The organism is Bacillus sp. ISO11, assembly GCF_003458115.1.
Classification (GTDB): domain Bacteria; phylum Bacillota; class Bacilli; order Bacillales; family Bacillaceae_G; genus Bacillus_A; species Bacillus_A cereus.
In genome coordinates, this window is the sequence record NZ_QXCO01000027.1 from 23712 (window position 1) to 47375 (window position 23664).

Genomic DNA, 23664 nt, shown 5'->3' on the forward strand with positions numbered 1-23664 from the left:
TTTAGTTCTTCCAGTACATTTTCCCCTCGTTCATTTTTATTTTTAATATAAGGAGGAATTCCACATGGGTTACGGATATAGTTGCGGCGGTTACGGTTACGGCGGTAGCTGTGGTGGTTGTGGTTACGGAGGTTTCGCTTTATTAATCGTTTTATTCATCCTTCTAATCATCATCGGAGCTAGCTGTTGGGGCGGCTTTGTAGGCTGCTAGTAAACTTAAAAACCATTGTAAAAAAGCACGTACAATACGTGCTTTTTTTCCATTTCCAAATCTTTTATTTGAAAGGAAGTATGTTTAATGAAGATTGATGGTGTTTTTGAAGGAGGCGGTGTGCGCGGTATTGCGCATGTTGGGGCAATTTGCGCGTTAGCCGAAAAAGGTTATGAATGGGAACGTGTAGCTGGAACATCAGCTGGTGCAATTATCGCGGCACTTTTAGCTGCAGGATATTCTTGTTCAGAGCTAAAAACCATTATAACTGATATCAATTATAACAAATTTACGAAGAAAACCTTTATTGACAAAATCCCCTTTATCGGAAAAGGACTAAGTGCATGGACTACTCTAGGTATATACTCTAATGTATTTATAGAAGAATGGATTGAAGAATTACTTCGAAAAAAAGGTGTTCATTTATTTACTGATTTACCGGATCTAAACAAACTCAAAATCATCGCTTCTGATATTAGTAATGGTAAAATGGTTGTCTTTCCTGACGACTTACCAAACTACGGATTTTTAAATTATCGCTTCTCTATCGCTAAAGCGGTAAGAATGAGTAGTACAATCCCCTTCTTCTTTGAACCCGTAAAATGGAGAACTCCAAAATGGAAGCAGCCTTGTTATATGGTTGACGGAGGAATTCTAAGTAATTATCCAATTTGGATCTTCGATTCACCTACCGCTCCTCGCTGGCCGACTTTCGGATTTCATTTTGTAAAAGATGAGATTCAAGCTGATCCCGCTCACTATAACGAGCCTATTTCTATGTTCAAAGGACTATTTAAAACAATGATGCAAGCTCATGATTTACGTCATTTAGATAAGGAGTCAAAAGCAAGAACGATTACAATTCCAACAGGAACGATTACAAGTACTAATTTTGAACTGACGAAGGAAGAAAAAGACTGGCTTTACAATTCTGGTTATAACTCTGCTAATAAATTTTTACAAGCTTGGAACTTTAGGCAATATATTGATGAGTATAGAAAAGGAAATCAAGACCGAAAGACAAATCGATTTTTTCGTCAACTTGACTCATAATATTATTACTTTGCGTATAAATACGAGAACGTTTAACAACTTAATAGTAAATAAGCCTAGTAAATTCTTATATTACTAGACTTATTTACTTCCTATATAATCTCATACATTGTTTAAGGATACGTTAAGCCTTCGGCTTCTTCTGCAGTTATAACTATGTAACGATTTCCCGTTCTTAATCCTAACAGTTCTGCTTTTTCAATCGCCTCTTGCTTCGTCTCCGCATAAGCAGCTAAATATTTTTCTCCATTGATCATTTGGCAAATTACATATTGTTTCATTACTTTCTCCTCTTACTTTTTCATTAGTTGTGCAAGTTTTTTTATACCTATTTCAATTTCTTCTAACGTTGCGTATGAATACGATAGGCGCAAAAATTGATTTGCACTTCTATCATATAAAGTACCTGGGTTTAATAAAACCTTTTCTTGCAGAGCTTTATCAAATAAACTGCGATATGAAATGGGTACTTTTATATGTACCCATATATAAAACCCGCCTGTTGGTTCATGCCAAGTTGCTATTTCACGAAGATATTTATCTAACATTAGTAACATAAAATCTCTTCGTTTTTTCAATTCACTTCTTACAAATCGCAAATGCTCATCATATAGACCATTTGTAAACCACTCTGCTGCAATTTGCTGGGATATAGTGCTTGAACCATAATCTGTTTGCATCTTTATGTCTGACAATCTTTGAATTACTGGCTCGGGTCCAACAATCCATCCAATTCTTAAACCTGGACTAATTACTTTGGACATGCTTCCAATATGTAGTACGATTCCATTTTTATCATAGGCTTTTAAAGGTTTCGAACTAGGTGCATCAAACCATAAGTCTTGATACACTGCGTCCTCTATAATAGGTAATCCAATTTCATTACATATTTCCATCACTTCTATTCGTTTCTTCGCATTCATACTAAAGTTCGTTGGATTATGAAAAGACGGGATTGTATATAAAATAGAGGCATTAAATTGCTTCTTATATTTCTTAATATATGATGTATGTAACCCGCTTTCATCCATTGGGATTCCAATTAAACGTACTCCTGCTGATTGAAAAACATTAAGCGAATATAAATAGGATGGTTTCTCTAATAAGATTGATGCCCCTTTCGAAAGAAGCCCCATAGAAATAAGTTGCAGCGCTTGAATTGCTCCTGAAACAATTAATATAGAGTCAGGAGATACATATACGCCATGCTCCTTTAAGTATTCGGAAATCTTTTCCCTTAAATAAAGATTTCCTTTCGGCTCTTCATACCCAAGCGTCACATTTGACTTTAAAAGGTTATTCATAATTTCTTTCATCTTTTTCTCAGGTAAGAGACTCGGCGCGAGCTCACCTGTTCCTAACCGAATTACATGTGGGTAAAATTCAGCTTGATTAATCTCTTGAATAGCTGGGAGATTCGGATAATGAAGTCCTGTTTCTACATAAGACTGCCAATTAGGCGGGGGTGCGTAAGTTGAAACATTCTCATTATTATTTACAACAATTGTTCCTTTCCTGCCATTCCCTTCAATATATCCCTTCGCAACTAGTTCATCGAAAGCCATTACAATTGTGCTTCGATTCACACCAAATGTATGGGCCAAATCTCTTTGTGAAGGTAATTTCGTTCCAACGGTCCATTCTCCATTAACGATCCTTTCTTTTATATACGTTTCTATTTGTTTATACAGCGGCGTCGCTAGAGACATATCCGGTTTCCAAACGAATCTTTCCATCATATCACCTTATATTCTTTTTGGTTGGTAACCTCCCCAACCATATGGATGGATACAAATTTTCATTTCTTCTATACAATATACACTATCATAATGAATTAAAATAGGAGGTAATATGATGAGTGAAGCAATTATTCATGGTATCATTCTTGCATTTGGACTTATCATTCCATTAGGTGTACAAAATGTTTTTGTCTTTAACCAAGGTGCGAGCCAACCAAACATTTGGAGGGCAGCCCCTGTAGTATTAACTGCCTCTATATGTGATACGTTACTCATATTGATTGCAGTGCAAGGTGTCTCCCTTGTACTCCTTACTTTTTCTTGGCTAACTAACTCATTATATATAATTGGATTTTTCTTTCTCCTATACATGGGCTTTGTTATTTGGAGAAGTAGCCCTTCCAACGATGTAACACAAGAAAAAAGTATGCCCTTAAAAAAGCAAATCCTTTTCGCAGCATCAGTTTCGTTATTAAATCCACATGCTATTTTAGACACAATCGGTGTAATTGGAACAAATTCTATTCAATACATAGGAAGTGAAAAATGGGCTTTCACACTTGCAACTATTATCGTTTCTTGGATTTGGTTTATAAGCTTAGCTTTAGCGGGGAAATTTCTAAAAAGACTAGACTCAACCGGAAAGACAATTTTATTATTAAATAAATTTTCTGGTCTCATCATATGGGGTGTCGCACTTTATATGTTAAAACAAGTTATTTATTCTTAATGAACGAAAGAGAATTGCATGTTACTCAAAACATCATGCAATTCTCTTACAAATTATGAAGTAGGTTCCGGTTTCTGTTTTACCGCCTTTGCATCCTTTGCTGGTTTAATCCAAATGATTGCTATGACAGCACCAATGGCAGCGAAAATACTAGTCAAATAAAACACTTCATGGTCCGCCCCTTTCATGAAAAAAGAATATAAAGGTGGTCCAGCTGCTACACCGATAAATCGCATTGAACTGTAAAATGACGTAACTGTTCCCCTTTGCTCCTTTTCAATTCCTTGTGTAATGAGGGCATCTAAACATGGGAGTGCCATACCAATCCCTATCCCCATAATAACGAGACAAAGAAGTAGTAAATAAATCCCTTTTATAAATAAAGGAATGATGACTGATGCAGCTGCCATTAAAAAACCAATATAGATACACTTCTTCATAACATTTTGATTATCTCCAATTTTTTTACCGGCCATATATGAACTAAGTGACAGTACAAGTAACGGGATAGCAAGCACACACCCTTTCCATATACCATGAATGTCATACTTTGATTCCAGTATAGTCGACAAATAAAAGAGAATTCCGAATAAAATAAGCATAATAATTGCACCTAATGCAAAAATGGCAATTAACCATCTTCCTTTTTCTCGAAACGTAGACAGAATAGATTTTATAAACTCTTTAAGTGGTGGTACTTCTCCTTCTTGTTTCTTTGCCTTTACTAGAACAAGTAATAAAACAATTGATACTACGCATAAAATTGGAATCGCCCAAAATGGTAAGAACCATACAACGGCAGCAAGAGCAGACCCTAAAATAGGGCTCAGCACTTTCCCAAATGTATTGGATGTTTCTATGATTCCTAAACCTGTACTAACTTGTTTTTCGTCTTTGTATAAATCACCAACACACGGTATAACAACTGGCATTGCACCAGCAGCACCAATACCTTGAATCGCTCTACCAATCAATATCCAATTGTAGGGATTATCAACCTTCCAAGATACCCAACCAGTTATCGCTCCTCCTATAGCTGCAATCAGCAAACTCGGAACCATTACCATCTTTCGTCCCCATCTATCTGATAAATAACCAGCAATCGGTATAAGTAGAATGGCTACGATAGAGTAAATTGTAATAATCATGGATACTTGAAACGATGAAATATGTAATTTCTTTTCAATAGTCGGCAGAATTGGGATGAGCATTGAATTCCCTAATGTCATAACAAGTGGAACTGATGCAAGCGCAATTAAACAACAGTTTTCTTTTTTTAACATGTTGGCTTCGAAACCTTTCATCATATATTTCTTACCATATAATAGCCCCGCTGGAACGTAACTTTTCATTCCACCAGGGCTATTACATCTTTACTACTTCCCATTCACAACAAAAGAAATTGGGGAAATTATAGTATTATTCCTATTCTTTGAATCCAGTTCACAATATATCCATACCAATTAATTGAAAAAAAAAGAAAGGAAGAATCCTTCCTTTCTCCTATAACCTTCTACAATTAGCGAGTATATCCGCCACCAAGTTGTTGTTCTGCCATCGCTACAAGGCGTTTTGTAATTTCACCGCCTACAGAACCGTTTGCACGTGAAGAAGTATCAGCGCCAAGTTGTACACCAAACTCTTGTGCAATTTCATATTTCATTTGATCTAAAGCTGCTTGTGCTCCATGTGATGCTAATTGATTAGAATTACGATTTCTAGCCATTACCAATCACCTCCTTATTTATATATAAATTGTGTTAAATTCAAATTAAAATACATGGAAATTTTTGGTTATTTTTTACCATAAAAAAAGAGCCTCTAAAACGAGACTCTCACATCATTTCACATTACGAAGTTACTACTTCTAATTTTCTATTTATTAATACTTTCATTTCTTCTTTTAATATCTCTTTTGCATTATGTCCAAACCATTCTAAGGAAGCAAAAAGATCCGTACCTCTCACTTCCTGAATAATCTCATCATAATTTACAATACCTTCAAATAACGGAACCATACCAATACGACTTCCTGCTGCAGCATATACATTATTAGGTTCAAACACATGCAAATAATCCGCTGAAGATATATTCTTAAAATGGTAATGTAGTGTCCACGGCTTTAATCGATGGAAACTGTCTATTGGATCTGCGCCAGACTCCCATATATGAAGAAAATCAAGATTTATTTTTAAATTCGGATGATTTACTTCTTCTAATAGTTCTATAGTAGAAGGCAATGTGTCTGTTAGTGTATTGGGATGTGTTTCTAACAGCACATACATATTGTGCTGAGCAAACACATCACAAATCTTACGTATTCGCTTCACATACTCTTTTCTCTCTTGTTCCGAGAAGTCCTTGCTCCCTTTTTGCCCAGCAAACGTGCGAATTTTATTCGTATTAAACCAATTAGCTAGTACTACAAGTTGTTCACTTTTCCCTATCGTTTTTTCAAAATCTGCTGATAATGATATATCTAAGTAATCACTTATCATCGTAATTTCTAAGTTTTTATCCTTTAGAAAAGTCAATTCTCGTTCTGTCGTTTCGCGTTCTTGTATATACAAATTTTGTGCATGAGTCCCCCACAATTCAATTCCTTCAAAACCGTTTTCATATGCAAATTGAACAATATCAGTAAATGAAATTAATTGATGACGAAATGAAATGGTACATAGCGAATATTTCATAGCATTAAACTCCCCTATCTTAAATTCAGTTAGCTTATTAAAAAGTTGCGACAGACTGATTTGTTTTCATACCTTTCCATGATAGAAACTGTCTCTCTAATTCCTTCTTAATTTGCAGTTCAATTGCATTCATTTCATCCAGTTTTTCAATAATCGATACTAGCATACCTTTATTATTCGTCATTGCCATTTTAATTGCACGATACTGTACATTTGTAAATCCTTGTACAATATCCTCTACCCGATCACACCAATAATCAAATTCTTGCTCCGAATATTGCAACGTTTCACGGAAGTATGCAAAGGCATGCTCATAACTATATTTACGAATTGCAAGTACTGGTATTTGTTTTACTGCTGCTACAAGTCCAGAAAGCGCATATCCTTCTTCCTCATTTGCCATTTTTACAATTAAATTTTTCAGTTCCATAGTCAGTTCATTGTCGTTCTTTTTGAATGTTTCTGTGAAATAACTAGCTACTGTTTCTTGCGTTGGCTCCCCAATTCCTTCTATATCAATGAAATAACCTCCACCAAATGGGTTATCTTGAATAGAGTGAAGTACTTTTTCTCTTTCCATATTTCCTTCCCAACGAAAATCAGGATCTAGCATGAACCACTCTTCTTCTTTCTCTGTTTTTGATATCATTAAATAATGTGGAAACGGTTTTTGATGAAATTTATTTTCCCTCTCTGGTAATAGAGACATATCAACCATTACAATGACATAACGATTTTCCGGCTTGTTTTCTACTAATTCTAAAAACGTTTCTACATTGCTATCTTTATCTTTTGCATGATCATACCATTCGTTTACTTTAATACCGTACAATTTTTCAAACCAAAGTAAATAATGATCATGGTTAATGTTTTCAGAGTGATATGAAATAATTCCGCCTTCTGTTATATCAAAATCTCCATCCCATAGTCCAAAATAAAATGGACGAAAATCAATGTCGCTACGCCTTTTTATAATTTCACAAAAACAACTCACTAAACAGTGCACTTTTATTGAAGTCATACTCTCATCCACTTTCCTAAAGGTTAGTTATTCACATTTACTTCTTGTAACTCCTCCATAAAATCAAGCAAAGATCCTACAGTAAGAAATGCCTTTGGATCTACCTCATCCTCTGGAACGCATAGCTTTATATCCATTTCTATGTATACAATAAGCTGTAACATCATTACCGAATCTATATATAAATCTTGATTTAAGCGCATCGTTTCTTCTAAATGCTTTACATTTTTCAGTTCCATTTTTTCTATCATAATTTTTAACACGGCATTCTTTAACGCTTCCCGTCTCATGTTGTAACCTCTCCCATCTCTAGTAACTTTCTACTTACTTTTCCAGTTTTATTTTTAGGAATTTCATTTACACTTTCAATTTCATGGGGAACTTTATAAGAAGGTAAGTGCTGAATACACCATTCTCTTATTTGTACTGGATTAACATGAGAGATCACTTTCGCTTTAACTATTTCGCCCATGACAGGATGTTTCCCTCGATATACAATTGCCTCTTGAACACCTTCCAATCGAAGCATCGTTTCTTCTACCTCTATAGGAAAGACTTTTAATCCCGAAACATTAATTACATCGTCCATACGCCCCATAAAATGAATGCCACGCTCAGATTTATACCCTAAATCTTTCGTGAAGATTTCCTTATCATTCATTTTCACGACGATTTCTTCCGGTGCATTTTCATCTGAACCTATGCTTATACTCGCATGAGGTAGAGGGTTTCCTAAATCTAAATGGCTCTTCATATCATGACATATACTAATACAACCTGCTTCAGAACAACCATATTGCTGCATCATATATGTTGTCATTTCTTTTAGTTTATAAAATAGTGCTTCTGGCAAAGGCGATCCTGATGTCATAATTTTATGAAACTGGAACGTTCCTAATGGAAAACTCCCCATAATGTGTAACATAAGTGGTACTGCATATATAATATGTTTTTCTGTATTGCGAACTATATTTAATGCGAATTTAGGATTTTTATTCGTAATGATTACAGGCTGGCTCCCCCTCGTAATTGCTGATAAAGTACCACATATTAGTCCGTATGAATGTGAAACAGGAGCCATAACGATTGGCACTTCATCTACTTCACAGTTTAAAGCTTCATTATAAGCGGTAATTTCCGTATCAACTTCCGTCCATGCTCTACGAATTAGTTTCGGTTCCCCTGTAGTTCCAGAACTATATTGCAGTAAAGAAGGCTCTTCTAGTAAAAAGTTCCCTACTTCTAATTTTGTACAATCGCCATATTCTCCATATAAAATTCCTACACAATTTGCACGCTTTGCCATTTCAATAGCTGTTTCTTTTGGTGTATCTTCATGTATAAGTAATACTGATGATTTCTTTTCTTTTAAGAAAAACACAATCGTAATAATATCGAATGGATCTTTCAGACAAAGTGCAAATCTATTTCCTTCTGCTTCTTTAAATTGTTCCATTTCCTCATAAACTTGTAATCTCAATTCAAAATCACTTTTGCTATACTCTTGTTTATTAACGATTAGCATAATTTCCCCCTGTAACAGCTGATTTTTGTTTCATAAGTTGTCTTACTCTATACAATGGATTTGGAACTTCATGAACAAGCGATTCCACATCCATATATAATCGACGTTTCGTTAATTGTTCAGCATAGAATGTAGGTGCATATAATTGAATATTTTCAAATCTACCTTTCAAATGTGGATATATTCTTAAATGATTTTCAATTTCTTCAACAACCATCATCCAAAAATGTTCTTCTTTCAATCCATATTCATCCGCAAGTACGAATGCTAATTCTCCTAAATTAAACAGGAATAGTGCATCTAACACCATCTCTTGCAAACATTCAATGCGATCCATTTCAAAGAAATCATTCATTTTTCCATTCGCATATGTTTTATGCATTTTAGTAAAGTCGGGACATTTGTCAACCGTTTTCAAATATGGACGATAAAACTCAAGCCCTTCATGAAAATCCTTTAACGCAATACGAACAGGCACCCCTTCTTTATGAACTAGAATCATATTTTGTCCATGTGATTCCAGTGCGATGCCATGCTCTACAACAAGATGTATAACTGGTATTATCGCTTTTTGAATAAGTAATTGTAGCCAATCCTTCATTCCATATTTATTCAACCACGCATCAATAATTGGTGTACCATCTTTCTCTTTAGCGTATAAACCATTAAAAGGAATTGCATCTTCTTGTGCATCTAAATACTTATGAATGCTTTCGCGCCAAATACATCCTAATGAACCATATATAGCTTTTTTATTCGTGTCATACGTTACACTGGAAAACTCATTTAACAAGATTAAACGTGCTTCATCCATTAAATAGGCGTCATTACTTACAACATCATTTAACCAATTTGATATTGCTGGTGCACTCACAACAGAGTATGGTTTCAGCGTACGAAGTGTTGAAGTGTTGAGTAAATTCATCGATAATTTAACGTACGGTTTCTTTGGACTCGTAATATTTCTTAATGTTCTCATTGACTGTTGCGCGCAATAATCGTCCTCTGATGTTCCTAAATAAATAATAAATTTCCCCTGTATATGATCCGCATAATTTGAAATGATGAAATTCACCCACTGCCATGGGTGAACAGGTATAAACACGTACTGTTTTGGATTACATCCCTTATTACGAATTCGTTCCATAAATTCTTCTAATTTACGATCGCCAATCTCCTCTTTTAAAAGGTTGTTATACATCACTTCATTCTCATAACCTACAGTCGCATAATTCTTATGCGCTGCAATCCATATGAGTTTTATTGGCTGCATAAATTCATAACCATATTGAAAATTGTCACGATATTGAAATCCAACACGTGCTTTATAACTAGGATGATATGGATGGCCGTCTATTAAATGGCTTTCAAACTCATCGTAAGATTTTTGAGTATATTCTCTCTTATTATTTCTTTCATATTGTGCAATCGTGTCTTTAAATATTGTTTGTTCTAATTCGTGTATAAAAGAATCTAATTTAGCTTGTTCTACACTAGTAACCCGAAAAACTTCTTCTAGAAATTGCGAGACAGATTGTATTTCTTGCTGTTCATCTTGAACTCTTACTATTAATGAGTCTAACGAAATACGTCCAAATGTCATCCGTTCCCTGCCATAGCATTTGTACGTGACACTTTTGCCTTCTTCATCAAGTCCTTGTATTAGAAAAAGAAGTTGTTCTTCTTTTTCTATGCGAACCGGTGTAATAATCCCCTCATAAATTAACGATTCTACTAATTGACGTAGCACTCTTCTTCGTACTGAAATGTAATCTTCTGATTCGAGCGCCTTCAATACTTTCGTATGATACATGTCCACTCTCATAAAACCCTCCACTTTATGACAAAATACCATTATTTGTATTACGTGAAATTTTAACGTTATTTATGAACGAACAGCCACTTCTCTAACGAGTGGATTATGTACTTGCACATAAATAGCTTGCTCCAATGGATTACTTAACTCATCGACATCGAAAAATCTCGTTAGTAAATTTGCTTTACACGCTAACTTATCTTCGTCCAATAATTCTCTTAAAAATGTAGAAGGTTCCCGGTTATATGGAAGAAATGATTCAAGTACAGACCTTAATTCCGAGAGAAGAATTTCCTCCTTAATTAATCCTGCTGTGCCAAAACCATTAATGAGGCCAAACATATGATTGAAAATTAAGTAGTAACGAAATCTCTCATCCACAATATAGTCGTCATATAAATTTCCAGTACGTTCTCCAATACCAGCTAATTCATTATTAAGCATCTCTTTCATTGAATTACAGAAATAAAATCCTTGATTATCACGGAAATAATATTTGACCGGATAACCATCTTTTAGCTGAACAACGCTATTTTGCTGATGAGCTTCTAATGCAACACCATACTGTAAATACATCCATACCATTGGCTTTAAAGAAATATTCATATATCGTCTAAACCACTCTAAGCTTACTTCTTCACAGCTTTTACTTTCTAAATCTGCTAGGCGATGAATAATATTCGATAACCGCGTACGCTCCCCAGGTATAGCGTCTTGAACTAGCCCAGCAATTAATGTTGCGTCGTTTGCATGTTCGCTATAAAAAGGATTCTCACGAATAATCACTTCAAATCCAGATTCTTGTGTTCCATAATTTAATGTAATAAAGGCTGGATCACAAATAAAATCAAATCCTGGAAATCTTTCTCGTACTTCACCAATAGCCGTATTTAACATTTCCTTCCCTTCAAGACCACTCTCAAGTTCTTTCAGTTTATTAATACGCATTGAATTCGTTACTTTCACCGGAAATGAAAACTTAAGCATATACTTCGAATTGGGATGATATAGCGTCCTTAGTGATGATGTTGCCATATAATACTTACCTACAGGACCAATATACTCAAGCAATTCTTGAATTATCCAATCTTGTACGTAAGCTTGATGCAAGAGCCATTCTGCCTGAAGCGGATGAATTGGAATTAATGCATATTGATCTTCCTTACAGTACTTCGCTATAAATTCCTTACTAACCATCTCATCATTACTTAATTCTTCTTTTATAATCGTTGTTGTAGAATCTGATAATAATGATTTTTCATTTACTATACTTTTATGTGCCCGAAAATAATGAAGCTGACATTCCCCTTTTAATTCTGGAGAATACATTGCACTTTTCCAATCCAATATCCCCTGTCTACTCTTTGGTGTAGGATGAGTTAAATGCCCAAATAATAAAGACTGCTCCGCTTCTATAAAAGTTGTATGGAAACCGTATAATGCGGATGTATCTTCTATTCTCTCTTTTGTAAATTCCTCAATATTTTGACAACTACGGATAACTCGAAGCATAAGTTCCGCAGGATTCGTTCCTTCTCCGTAGTTGATCGACATCTCTTTTATTAAAAACGTAATAACTGTAACGTAATCTGCTGTAATAACAGAATTACTATCTCCAATTTGATAATAAAATTGTTCTCCAAACAAATGGCGATCTGTTGGTGATTTATATATAACTTCTCCATACAAAGTAACGTTCTGTGCCGATAGCCGACAACATAAATATGTGGGGACTGTATCTCTATTCAACGTATTACTGAAGATACTTTTCATTCTTTCATCCTCTGTAATCCATTCTCCACTCCCTGTTTCTCTTAAATAACAGTTTAAAAAGCTTTGTAATGTTGCATGTTCTGCGATTTGTTTCGCAAGCTGCATGTTGGTCCTCCTCTTTATATTAAAGCTATCGAAATTTTATATAATAAACGATAATTGAATGTCGTTATCAATTATGATTCTAATTGATAATGATATTCAATTCAAGAGTATATTTCAGAATTTTTTTATCTGATTTAATTTTTCTTGTTTTCTCTCTTTTCTTTAATCTAGTTAAAAATACAAGAAAAAAATACTCAGTTTCAAACTACATACTTATTATTTTTCATTAGTAATCTATCCAAAATGGTTAAACAAAAGAGGTATACCTTAATTGGTATACCTCTTTCAAACATAAAGTTTACATAATAATATTATTTAAGCAAATCTATATAACTTTTTGTATAACAAATTCAAATCTCTCCAACAATACGCTGTTTCTTCTACCCTTACTCTCTCTAAAAATTTCGTATCAATTTTTTCAGGGTTAAATTTTTCATAAAACTTTTTAGAAGGATTATTCGTAACAACCCAAACTAAAAGTGATTGCATATCATTGTTTATACAATCCGATAATAAAGCTTGAAATAACTTTTGTCCTATTTTCATTCCTTGATACTGTTGTAAAAGGTAGATTGCATATAATTCTCCATCACAATTATATGTACCAGTTCTTTCTACTCCCCCATCGATGAATCCAACTATTTCTCCATTTAAATTCTCTGCTACAAATCTAAATTGATGATTACCTTCTTTTTGAAAAATATCTTCCCATTGTTTTTCTCGTTTCTCATATGCTATATTATCTAGAATTTCTTCAGCAAATATCCCTTTATACGCTGTCTTCCAACTATCAACATGCACCTTTGCTATACCTTGTATATCATCCTTTATTGCTCTTCTAATATGTATTCCCATCATTTCTCCCCCCCTTATTACTCATCATTATATCAATTTCATTCCTTAAAAATCCAAATAAAAAAGAGTGAATTCACTTCACTCTTTTTTATCACAATTATCTACTTTCCACTTCAACTGAAACTACTCGATCAATCTCTTTCAGGGAACTATATAACTCTGTTGTATATAAATCTTCTGGAGCTAAAATAACCATCTCCAGTTGCTGAAATGCTCCACTATCTATATCTTTAATTTTCACGCGTTTCACATGCATGCCTAAATTTTTAATTTGCTTAAATATACCATCTAACTCATGATGCTCTTTAACAGTAATTTTTATAGATAAATCCTTTTGTCTTAATGAATACGGTCCTGCAATTTTCACAAGTTGCGGAAGTACATTAATCGCTAAAATAATTAAAACCATAGCAACTGTCGCTTGTAAATAAAATCCTGCACCAATTGCGATTCCTAAAGCTGAAGCAGCCCACACCATAGAAGCTGTTGTTAATCCAGAAATAACGTCATTACTTCTTCGTAAAATGACACCTGCGCCAAGAAAACCAATTCCACTAACAATTTGAGCGGCCAGTCGCATCGGATCCATATTTGTATGTCCTGGAACAGAATATACATGCACAGATTCAATTGAAACCATCGTAATTAAACAACTTGCTACAGAAATAACCATACTTGTTTTCACACCAAGTGGTTTATTCTTTAGCTGCCTATCTATCCCGATGAATAATCCTAAAAAGAGTGCTAAACCTAATTTGAGTAAAAATTCATATGACATATTCCCATTCTCCTTACTTTACAATGTTTCCCTTAGAATAACTCACTATAACTCTTTTATGATATCAATTCCAGTCTTTTCTATTCATTTAACGTAAAAAACCGAAAAAACATTTATAACGATGTTTCTCCGGCTTTTTATTACACTTCAGATTCTTCTTTATTTCTGATCTTTAATCTTAATTTCTGCATCTTTGTAGAATGCTAATTTACTGTCATTATACTCTTTTGTAAATTTGTTAAACTGCTCTTTCGACTTTTGTGCTTCCACATTTAATTCATTAACAGTTTTAACTTTTTCACCGATTTCTTTTAATTTCGTTTCTTTTACTTTTAATTTTTCATACAGTTCTTTTTCAGTCGCTAACACTTTCGTGTAATTTTCATTCATCTTTTGGAATGCATCATAACGATTCTTATACGACTCTTCTACTGCTTTTGCTTGTTTTTGTAACTTTTTATCTTCAAGCTTCTCTATATTTCCTTGTACAGATTTTGTTTCTTTCTGAGCTTTTTCTAGCATTTCTTTTTCATTTTTCAATACTTTTTCACGATCATCTACATTTGCAGTAGCTTGCTCTAGTTTCTTCACAACTGCTTCATTATGATCTTTGCCTTCTTGCAAAATTTGAGAATATAATTCTTGGCCTTGTTTCTCTAACTGCTCTAATTTTTTTGCTTCATCCACTAAAGATTTTTCTTGTGTTGCTGCTGTTTCAAAAGCTGTATATAGATTTTCTTCTGGCTTTTCACCGAAACAACCTGTTAAAAGTCCTACTGATAATGCTCCAACTACTGCTACTTTTCCATACTTCAACGTTCATTCCTCCATTACATACGGTTATCATGCCAGAAGTTCACTGGGAAGTGACTTTCTTCATGATAAGCTTCGAACTCATAACCTTTTTCTTTTAGCCCCTTTAAAATTGCTGGCACAGCAGCAACTGATTGCGGGTGAATATCATGCATTAAAATTACTTCTTGTGGTTTTGTTGCGTTTGTTAATACATTTTGAGCAATTTGTGCTGCAGCTGCATCAACTGGCATTTTATTGTATCTCCAATCTAATGAATCAATTGTCCAATCCCATACTTTAAATCCGCCTTCTACCACTTTATTTCGAAGACCTTCATTTAATCCAGGCATCGAACCATATGGAGGACGTGTTAATTTAGGTGATTTCCCAATAATATTAGCGATTAAACCTTGATCTTCTTTCATCTCATTTACATACTCGCCATTTTTATATAACTTTGCGAAATTATGTGTCATACTATGCATGCCTACATAATGACCCTCAGCATTTTCACGTTTCACTAAATCAGGAAATTCTTTTACATTCGCTCCAATTAAAAAGAACGTCGCCTTCGCATCATGTTGTTTTAGCGTATTTAATAATTCAGCCGTATATTTCCCTGGCCCATCGTCAAATGTAAGATAAGCAACTTTTCTTTCTTTTCCATTAAAACGACTTGGTGCCGTTTTATTCATTTCAACTTTCGGCTGTTCACTTGCAAGCTGCACTACATTTTCTTGTTTCGCAACAGCTTTTGCTGGTGAAGTAATTGATTGGAACATGTAATACCCAATAGCTACTGCGGCAATCGCTATTAAAACGACTACTATTTGTTTAATTTTTAAAGCTTTTTCCATTCTATCGAATTCCTCTCCCTATTAATCTTATATATAAATCGCCCAATATAATTATACATCTATTTATTTTTATTTCACCATATAAATAGATTTTATTTGTATTATAATGGGAGTTTTATCAAAATTGTTGTTCCTATTCCTTCTTTGCTTGTAACACTAAGCACACCACCATGAAGCTCTACCATTTTTTTAACGATAGCTAAACCAATACCTGCACCTGCAGCATGATTATTAATTTGGTAAAATGATTGCTCAATATATGGTAAATGTTCTTTAGCAATTCCAATCCCTTCGTCTCTTACCTTAATCACTGCTTGTCCTTCTATTTTAGTCGCTTCAATGTGTATTGTACTTTTTTTATGTGAATACTTAATTGCATTTTGAACAATATTCAAGAAAACTTGCTTTAACCTATTTCGATCTCCCATCAATTCAATTCGGTCTATAGTAGTAATAAATTGAATTTCCTTCTCTTCCGATTTAGGAGTTAATTGCCAAATCGTCTCCTCTAGTATATCGTACAACTGCACCTTTTGTTTATATAAATTAAAATGATTTGATTGTAATCTTGAAAAATCTAGCAATTCTTCTACTAAATGAATCAATCTATCTGTCTCACCTGAAATAATGCCCATACCTTGCTTTATTTCTTCTTCTGTTAAATAATCTACTGTTTTTAACGTCTCACTCCAACCTTTAATTCCTGTTAAAGGCGTTCGTATTTCGTGCGAAATAGAAGCAATGAATTCATTTTTCATCTGCTCAGCCTTATCTATTTTATAGGCCATATAATTTAAACTATGTGCCAATTCACCTAATTCTCCAGGATAATCTTCTTTAATTTTTTGCTTTAATGTGCCTTCTGCAATTTGTGAAGAGGCTTGAATAATGGATTCAATTGGCTCAACAAATGAATTTGCCAAACGTCTACTAATTAAGAAGACGACTCCCGAAATAACAATACCTACAGAAATAGTAAACGTAATAATTTCAATAATCTTTTTATTTACATTTGTTAAAACAGTCGTATATTTTAAAACACCAATAGTTTGTCCTTGATGTATAAGTGGGCTTAGCACCTCTAGTTGTTTTTTATTACCTTTCGTAGTAACTTGATTATACATTTCACCTTCTAATAATGATTGTGGAATATTCACTTTACCTTCTACCTTTTCACCACTTGAAGATTGTATAACCGAGCCGTGACGATCAATTAACTGTAATTCTGTTCCTTCTAATTGAAAGCTACTAATTATGTCACCACTATATTCTTGTAATCGAATAAAGTATAGTGAATTGTATTCTGAAAAAAAACGTGTACTCGTTTTCGCATGAGACTCTATATATTGCACAATACCATTATAATAGTATCGATAAATTGAGACTGAAAATACAACTTCAAATAATACAAGCATAAGTGTAATGACCGTCATAAAATATAAAGTCACTTTCCGTTTCATCTCATACTTTCCTTCCACACATATCCTTTTCCCCACACCGTAAGAATAAATTCAGGTTCTGATGGATTACATTCTATCTTTTGACGTAACCGTCTCATATTTACATCTACTACTTTCGTCTCGCCTACGTAATTGGTTCCCCAAATCATATTTAAAATTTCATCACGCGAAACTGGCTTTGAAGCCTGATTCATTAAATACTGTAATATCATATACTCTGTAGGTGTTAAATCGACTAATTGTCCATCTTTATACAATCTTTCTTCTATAATATTTAACGAAAATGGACCTGACGTAACAATATTCGTTTTTTCTTCATGTACTTCTATTCTTCTTAATAAAGACTGTATACGTGCAGTTAATACTACTGGACTAAACGGTTTTGCAATATAATCATCTGCCCCTATTCCTAGTCCTTGCACCTTATCTTCATCTTGTACACGTGCGGTTAACATAATAATACCTATTTTTTCATTTTCTTTCCTGATAGCCTTACAAACTTCTAAACCATCAATTCCCGGTAACATAACATCCAGCAGTGCTATATCAACAGTTTGTTCACTCAAAATCTGTAACGCTTCTTCTCCAGTAGTAGCTTCTATTACATAAAATCCAGCACGTTTTAAATTTAAAACAATAAAGCTACGGATCGTTAATTCATCTTCTAAAACTAAAATTTTTGACATAATTCCCACCTCCTACTCTTGTTGATAATCCGCTAGCGGTTTTATATATGCTTTCACTTTTTCAAATTCCGATTGCTTCGGTACTGCATATACGTGAGAAGCCGTTTTAATTGCTGCGCTGTAGCCTTTTATATTGAACCATTCTTTCCGCTTAAAAATATGAACTTCAAGCCATATTTTATTTGTTCTTGTATCCAAAAACTTTTGAGAATTTGATTCTTTTTGCTGATCTGGTATTGTAATTTTCCCTATTAACTCTTTAGGAATTTTCACATAATACCCTTTTTCTATATCTATATATCGTTCTTCAATTGGTTTAATTCCAGATTCACTCCACTGTATGTAACGTTCAAAAAGCGGACTATCGCCATGTGATTTATCCTCCCAACCTTTTGGACGTACAGTACGAACAAATTCAATAATGCCGTCTTCATTAACATCTTTACTTTCTACAACATATTCATTAAATAAATCTTCTTTCCCATCTATAGGTAATACTTCATAATGATCCTGATCAAATTTTGCTACATAAGTTATACCTGAATGAGCGCCAACTCCTGCATCAATTACTACCGCCTTTAGTGATTTAGATATACGCCCCATTTGTATTCTTTGAATACTATTTATAAATGGATCGTATGACACTTCAGATAAAGTCTTAAATTGTTCCATGAACTCAACTGTCAGCTTCTCATCTTTTTCAAATGTAACAAGGCTTATATCTTTCAGTCCATTTTCATTTAGATCCTCTATGAATAACTTCGTATAACTTCGATTATATATTTCCTTCATCTCTTCATTTTCTTCCGAAAAAACATACATAACATGTTCTAACGATTCACGATTTACAGAGATTCCGATTAACAACTCTCTCTTCCCGTTCCCTGTAAAATCACCGACTTCAACGATATCTACATCTCCTCCATCAAATTTATGTGTGGACTTTATTCTCCAGCCATTTCCGATTTCTTCATATACGGCTAAATATACGCTATGATCTTCATTCGGCAATTTATAAAATAAGATGGCTTCCTTCTTATTATCTTGTTTAAAATTCATTGACCAAATCATCTGTTTATCTTTGTTAGACATTGGAGTAAGTAAGCGATAATTAACAGGTAAATCTTTATCAATTTCTTCCTTTAATTCATTAATCCATTTTTCATTTGTAGGAGCTTCCATTAGACTTGTTGGAGCTTCAGACATTTTACATCCAGTCAATATAAAGATAATTCCCATCATGCTTAACCATTTCTGCATATGATATCTTTCCTTACCACAAATTTTGAATATGTCCTTTTACTTTTTTACCTATCCATTATACTCATACATATGAGTATAATTTTTCTAAACTAAAAAATCGTTACAGAAAAGTTACAAATACATTCCAAAAAAAAAGATTGGCAAAAGCCAATCTTTTTTTATTATTCGTTTCGGACTGATTTTGGCGTTACACCTAAATGATCATTTAATTTTTTGGAAATATCTTTTACATTTTTTTCATTTGGAATGTAATAATAAATACCACCGATACGTTTATCTGTACCTTCTATTTGCATTTTTTCCATTTCCAAATTAGATCCTGCCATATTTTTTGTAATAGCAAGCATATCGTCAAATGTTAAGTTCGTTTTCATGTTTTTATCAACCGCATCTAGTAAAGAGCCCATTTTGCTAATTGATTGAACAGACATCGCTTTTTTAGCAATTGCTTCTATTACAAGTTGCTGTCTCTGTCCACGCATTGCGTCACTATCAATTTTACGCGTTCTTGCAAGTGCAAGAGCTTGTTCTCCATTTAAATGTTGGTAACCTTTTTCTAAATGGATCATACCAGCTTGGTCTTTACTATCTTGTTCAGTGAAAGTAACTGGTACATCAATATCAATACCACCAATTGAATCGACAATTTGTACGAATGATTCAAAGTTAAACTTCACATAATAATCAACAGGTACATTCAAAAATCTTTCCACCGTATCGCGTGTGCTTTCTACGCCACCAAATACGTGAGCATGAGTAATTTTATCTAATTTTTTTCTAGTTGGAATGTAAACACGTGAATCACGTGGAATACTTACTAGCTTAACAGACTTATCATCTTTATTAATTGTTGCTAATAAAAGTGCATCTGTTCGAACTGCTTCGCCATATTGGCTTTTTCTCATTTCACTTCCATCTACACCCATGATTAATATTGAAATATTATCCTTTAAAGGTTCGACTTCTTTATCACGCTTTGATGACTTATCAATTTTTGCATACGCATCATTTACAACAGCTTTTGCTTTATTATATATAAACGAACCATATCCTACTCCTCCAAAAATAAGTAGGAAAAATGGAATTAATATGAACCATTTTATTGACTTTCTTTTAGAACGCTTTTTATTACTTCTCGTATTTTGTTCTAATTCAGAGCTCATACCCATTCGCCTCTCTTTCTCTTTACCAAGTATAATGTAAGTCTATTTATCTTCATATTGAATTTCCTTTCACTAACCTTACAATTTTGTAAGGTTACTACTTAAACCCAATACGTATTCCATTTCACATTATACTCTCGTACTTATTTTTGGCAAGTCACTATTTACCAATTTCAAAAATTTAGCACTTCGCAACATATGAATTTACAAATTTATTAACTCTTTCATTTTAAATTAGGATGTCTTTTTCTTAACAAACGATATGAATAAAGAATCCAGCTAATTATAAAATCTCTATGAATACAGTATATTTGACGTTATTATTTCTCAAACGGCGTATACACGCTTTTCTTCCCCTGATTATCAATGTAAGCCGACTTTGCTTTTATTTTTGTTTTTTCTACTTCCATGTCTTCATTTGAGAAGTTCACAATGATTTTAATATCTTTTCCATAAGAAACAGATTGTACTAGCTTATCTTCTGACAAATACGCAAAATTCGTCATCTCTTCTTTTACTGCTTTTTCATGAACTTCATTCCAAACTTTTAGATGCTCTGTAATTTCTTTTTTATGCTTATTCCACTCTACTTCATCTAAATGGTACAACGGAGGAACATTATACAATAATTCAGACAGCATTCGATTTCCAACTTCATCTTTTGCCTTTAAACTTCCCCATTCCCAATGATGTGTTGTAATAACGGAATCATTGTATACTAATTTATATAATGGTACCGAATATACTGGGTTTAAATATACTTGTTTATATTCTTCTTTCAATGGTACTTGTTTTGCATATTTTTCAGGCACATTTTGATTTGGTGACCAATATCCACCGACATAATACGGACTTGTTTTATTTTTCCGCATATCTTCATCGTCCCATTTAATAACAGGTGTTTCAATTCCATGTGCAAATGCAATCGTACTACTAGCAAAATCATTTCCGCCTTCAGAACCAACGACCATACCCTTTTCTTGCGCAATGTAGTCCATTCGTTTTAAACGTGCTTTTAAATCTTGCTCTTGCGTCGTTATATGTTTCGCTGAATAGTCATCGTAAATTTCACCTGTCGCATCACAATCAATAAACCATGAATTATATTTAGGACCATTTTGTAATATATCATTCATGCGTTCCTTTACACTAGGCAGCGATAAAGTCGGGTTTAACTTGCGACCTCTTCCTAAAAAGCCTTGCACCTTTTCTCCGTTTTTCTTCGTTACAGTAGCCTCTTCGTATAATGACGGGTCATTAAAGGATGCTGTGTTCCAATTTTTATCACTTTTTTCGTGAATGGAATGATACGAATCATACGGACCAACTAAATACCCCATTTCCTTAGCTTTTGTTACGAAATTAGGTTGCATAAATCCTTGTTCCCAGTTCGGCAGACCAATCCACGCTTTTTCTATTCCTGCCTCTTTCATTTCCTTTAATATATCCGTTCCATCTGCATTACCCCATTTACTTACCTCTTCAACCGCATCACCAAGTAGCGACTTTAATAAATGCTTATTTAAGCTATACAATTCTGTATTCGTTAAGTGACCTACACCTTTCTTTAATAGCACACTAGCTTCCTGATTAACGTTTTGAAAAATATCCTCTTTATAAAATTCCTTCATCGATAATACTTCGTTTATATAACGTAAAATAACATTTTTTTGATACTTATCAATGAAATCTTGTTTACTTACTTGATCCAATACATTCAGTTCCCCAGGCTCGGAACTATTCTTTTGAATAAGTTCTTTTATATGACTAAACAGCGGGCTATTTATTTGCTCCCTTAGTTTTGGCCAATTTATATTATTTTCTAATAAACCATTTTGATTCCAAAAATAAAAATGCGCCGCTCCATATAACTTTTCGATTTCTTTATTTTTTCTAGCCTTTTCTTGTAATGTTTTAAATTCACCTTTTCGAACAATATCATCCTTATACAGTTTAGCAATGCTTACCGCATCATTATTTGTCACATATAATTGAAATCCATATGTTTTATTTTTATTTATGCTCGGAAATTCATGTGTAAAATCAAATCCTATTTTCGGATCCGAATGAAATTTCAATTCATTATTAAACATATTCGTTGCAATATATACAATTGAATATTTCGAACCATTTAATGCGAAAAACTTCATAGAAAATGATTCAGCAAATGAATATGCATCATCCTTTAAAAACTTCTTCCAATTCTCATCATTGCTCGGAATTTGCTTACCCTCCCATAACGGAAGTGTATAATTTTCAGCTTCTACTTTCGGCCATGTAAAGCTTTCTGCACCAGTCGATTCCATTTCAATGTTTAAGTGGTCTTTTTTCTTTTCTAATTTTATTTTTACTTTTTGATCTGGATATTCCCACGATGTACGATCCTTTTCTTTTTTTACATTCGATACCTTCATTTTCGGTAGGGGTTGTGATGCCTGTTCCTTTGCCCCCTCATGTTCTACAGTTAATGTGAATGTTTCTGGATTTACATCATAAGTAAAATCTTTATACGTCGCTTTCTTTATTTTAGACTCTTGTACAGCATTACTACCTTTTACGTCACAACCGACTAAAGTCGAAAACGACATAGTTGTAAGAAGACATATCGCTATCGTTTTTTTCATCCTCTGCACCTCCACCAATGAATATACAGATGCTTTGTTACAGGAATGTGGCAAAAAAGAATAGAGCTAGCATTTTGCTAGCTCTGTTTGGAGTATTAAAAGTTGATATGAACAACTATAATTCGCTTAGAAGATATGTAATACAGTAACTACATTTTTTCTCAACAATTATGAAACTAAACAAATCAAAATTTTAACAAGCATTCTTCAACTGAAAAAATAAGTGTATACAATGTATCCTAAAAGTAGTACTAAAATGATTATTCCTGTACCTTTCCAATTCATACCGCCTGCTATATCAACTGGACTACCCGTTTCCGCTCTATTGAGTCCGTCACGTAAAGAACCCGTAGGATTACTTTTTAATTCACTTTGTCTCATACGCTCTCTTTTTTCTTCTGGTGACTCTTTATTCATTTAATCACCTCCAAAATGAATGCACTCTTTACTTACATTATTCAAAATCAACATTTGTTTTATATTTTTCCGAAAAAACCTAATTTAAAATAGGTTTGCA

Annotated in this window: 23 protein-coding genes; 3 read left to right on the plus strand and 20 right to left on the minus strand. The window is 33.6% G+C overall.

What is annotated here, in order from left to right; all coding sequences use genetic code 11:
• Positions 1 to 64: 64 nt before the first annotated feature.
• Together D1166_RS23310 and D1166_RS23315 are read left to right on the plus strand one after the other, a co-directional pair.
• Positions 65 to 211, plus strand: a complete 147-nt coding sequence (locus D1166_RS23310; RefSeq protein WP_000540425.1) for a YjcZ family sporulation protein — start codon at positions 65 to 67, stop codon at positions 209 to 211.
• A gap of 87 nt (positions 212 to 298) precedes the next feature.
• The gene (locus tag D1166_RS23315; protein ID WP_097855731.1) at positions 299 to 1264 is read left to right on the plus strand and encodes a patatin-like phospholipase family protein; all 966 of its coding nucleotides are present in this window, start codon (positions 299 to 301) and stop codon (positions 1262 to 1264) included.
• Positions 1265 to 1377: 113 nt separating this feature from the next.
• Here D1166_RS23315 and D1166_RS23320 read toward each other — a convergent pair whose 3' ends face one another.
• Both D1166_RS23320 and D1166_RS23325 read right to left on the minus strand, forming a co-directional pair.
• Entirely contained in the window at positions 1378 to 1545 is a 168-nt protein-coding gene (locus D1166_RS23320) for a DUF3933 family protein (protein ID WP_000816389.1), read from the minus strand.
• 12 nt (positions 1546 to 1557) lie between these two features.
• Positions 1558 to 3000, minus strand: a complete 1443-nt coding sequence (locus tag D1166_RS23325) for an aminotransferase-like domain-containing protein (RefSeq protein ID WP_000439399.1) — start codon at positions 2998 to 3000, stop codon at positions 1558 to 1560.
• Positions 3001 to 3118: 118 nt separating this feature from the next.
• On the opposite strand from D1166_RS23325, the gene D1166_RS23330 reads away from it, so the two are divergent.
• Entirely contained in the window at positions 3119 to 3733 is a 615-nt protein-coding gene (locus D1166_RS23330) for a LysE/ArgO family amino acid transporter (RefSeq protein WP_001287305.1), read from the plus strand.
• A 53-nt stretch (positions 3734 to 3786) separates the two neighbouring features.
• On the opposite strand, the gene bcbE is transcribed toward D1166_RS23330, so the two are convergent.
• The 18 genes from bcbE to D1166_RS23420 form a co-directional block, all read right to left on the minus strand.
• Positions 3787 to 5016 carry a bacillibactin exporter BcbE gene (bcbE, locus tag D1166_RS23335; protein WP_033667350.1) on the minus strand — a complete coding sequence of 410 codons (1230 nt, stop codon included), beginning with the start codon at positions 5014 to 5016 and terminating at the stop codon, positions 3787 to 3789.
• Between the two features lie 236 nt (positions 5017 to 5252).
• The gene (locus D1166_RS23340) at positions 5253 to 5459 is read right to left on the minus strand and encodes an alpha/beta-type small acid-soluble spore protein (protein ID WP_000113545.1); all 207 of its coding nucleotides are present in this window, start codon (positions 5457 to 5459) and stop codon (positions 5253 to 5255) included.
• Between the two features lie 124 nt (positions 5460 to 5583).
• A complete protein-coding gene (locus D1166_RS23345; protein ID WP_097855732.1) occupies positions 5584 to 6426 on the minus strand; it encodes a sugar phosphate isomerase/epimerase family protein in 843 nt (280 codons plus the stop codon).
• 37 nt (positions 6427 to 6463) lie between these two features.
• Positions 6464 to 7447: a DUF6005 family protein gene (locus tag D1166_RS23350; protein WP_000200704.1), complete on the minus strand. Its 984-nt coding sequence runs from the start codon at positions 7445 to 7447 to the stop codon at positions 6464 to 6466.
• A gap of 23 nt (positions 7448 to 7470) precedes the next feature.
• Positions 7471 to 7737 carry a petrobactin biosynthesis protein AsbD gene (gene asbD, locus D1166_RS23355; protein ID WP_097855733.1) on the minus strand — a complete coding sequence of 89 codons (267 nt, stop codon included), beginning with the start codon at positions 7735 to 7737 and terminating at the stop codon, positions 7471 to 7473.
• A complete protein-coding gene (locus D1166_RS23360; RefSeq protein ID WP_097855734.1) occupies positions 7734 to 8972 on the minus strand; it encodes an AMP-binding protein in 1239 nt (412 codons plus the stop codon). Before D1166_RS23360 ends, asbD begins: the two co-directional genes overlap by 4 nt.
• Positions 8959 to 10797, minus strand: coding sequence for an IucA/IucC family protein (locus D1166_RS23365; RefSeq protein WP_001261835.1), 1839 nt, complete (start codon positions 10795 to 10797; stop codon positions 8959 to 8961). The genes D1166_RS23360 and D1166_RS23365 overlap by 14 nt, the downstream gene beginning before the upstream one ends.
• A 60-nt stretch (positions 10798 to 10857) precedes the next feature.
• Complete coding sequence (locus tag D1166_RS23370; protein ID WP_044584366.1) at positions 10858 to 12666, minus strand: IucA/IucC family protein; 1809 nt, start codon at positions 12664 to 12666, stop codon at positions 10858 to 10860.
• A gap of 315 nt (positions 12667 to 12981) precedes the next feature.
• Positions 12982 to 13524 (minus strand): GNAT family N-acetyltransferase, encoded by a 543-nt coding sequence (locus D1166_RS23375; RefSeq protein WP_043328419.1) that lies wholly within the window; start codon positions 13522 to 13524, stop codon positions 12982 to 12984.
• Between the two features lie 94 nt (positions 13525 to 13618).
• The gene (locus D1166_RS23380; protein WP_000119510.1) at positions 13619 to 14299 is read right to left on the minus strand and encodes an MgtC/SapB family protein; all 681 of its coding nucleotides are present in this window, start codon (positions 14297 to 14299) and stop codon (positions 13619 to 13621) included.
• A 159-nt stretch (positions 14300 to 14458) separates the two neighbouring features.
• Entirely contained in the window at positions 14459 to 15115 is a 657-nt protein-coding gene (locus D1166_RS23385) for a YkyA family protein (protein ID WP_000873574.1), read from the minus strand.
• A 14-nt stretch (positions 15116 to 15129) separates the two neighbouring features.
• Positions 15130 to 15951 carry a peptidoglycan-N-acetylglucosamine deacetylase gene (locus D1166_RS23390; RefSeq protein ID WP_000409484.1) on the minus strand — a complete coding sequence of 274 codons (822 nt, stop codon included), beginning with the start codon at positions 15949 to 15951 and terminating at the stop codon, positions 15130 to 15132.
• A gap of 101 nt (positions 15952 to 16052) precedes the next feature.
• Positions 16053 to 17411, minus strand: a complete 1359-nt coding sequence (locus D1166_RS23395; protein ID WP_097879673.1) for a sensor histidine kinase — start codon at positions 17409 to 17411, stop codon at positions 16053 to 16055.
• Positions 17408 to 18097 carry a response regulator transcription factor gene (locus tag D1166_RS23400; RefSeq protein ID WP_044584365.1) on the minus strand — a complete coding sequence of 230 codons (690 nt, stop codon included), beginning with the start codon at positions 18095 to 18097 and terminating at the stop codon, positions 17408 to 17410. Before D1166_RS23400 ends, D1166_RS23395 begins: the two co-directional genes overlap by 4 nt.
• Before the next feature lie 12 nt (positions 18098 to 18109).
• On the minus strand, positions 18110 to 19357 hold the full coding sequence (locus tag D1166_RS23405; RefSeq protein WP_044584364.1) for a hypothetical protein: 1248 nt from the start codon (positions 19355 to 19357) through the stop codon (positions 18110 to 18112).
• A gap of 164 nt (positions 19358 to 19521) precedes the next feature.
• A complete protein-coding gene (locus D1166_RS23410; RefSeq protein ID WP_001987131.1) occupies positions 19522 to 20523 on the minus strand; it encodes an LCP family protein in 1002 nt (333 codons plus the stop codon).
• A gap of 320 nt (positions 20524 to 20843) precedes the next feature.
• Positions 20844 to 23147 (minus strand): glycoside hydrolase, encoded by a 2304-nt coding sequence (locus D1166_RS23415; RefSeq protein ID WP_097855736.1) that lies wholly within the window; start codon positions 23145 to 23147, stop codon positions 20844 to 20846.
• A 207-nt stretch (positions 23148 to 23354) separates the two neighbouring features.
• A complete protein-coding gene (locus D1166_RS23420; protein ID WP_001031483.1) occupies positions 23355 to 23564 on the minus strand; it encodes a DUF6366 family protein in 210 nt (69 codons plus the stop codon).
• Positions 23565 to 23664: the final 100 nt, after the last annotated feature.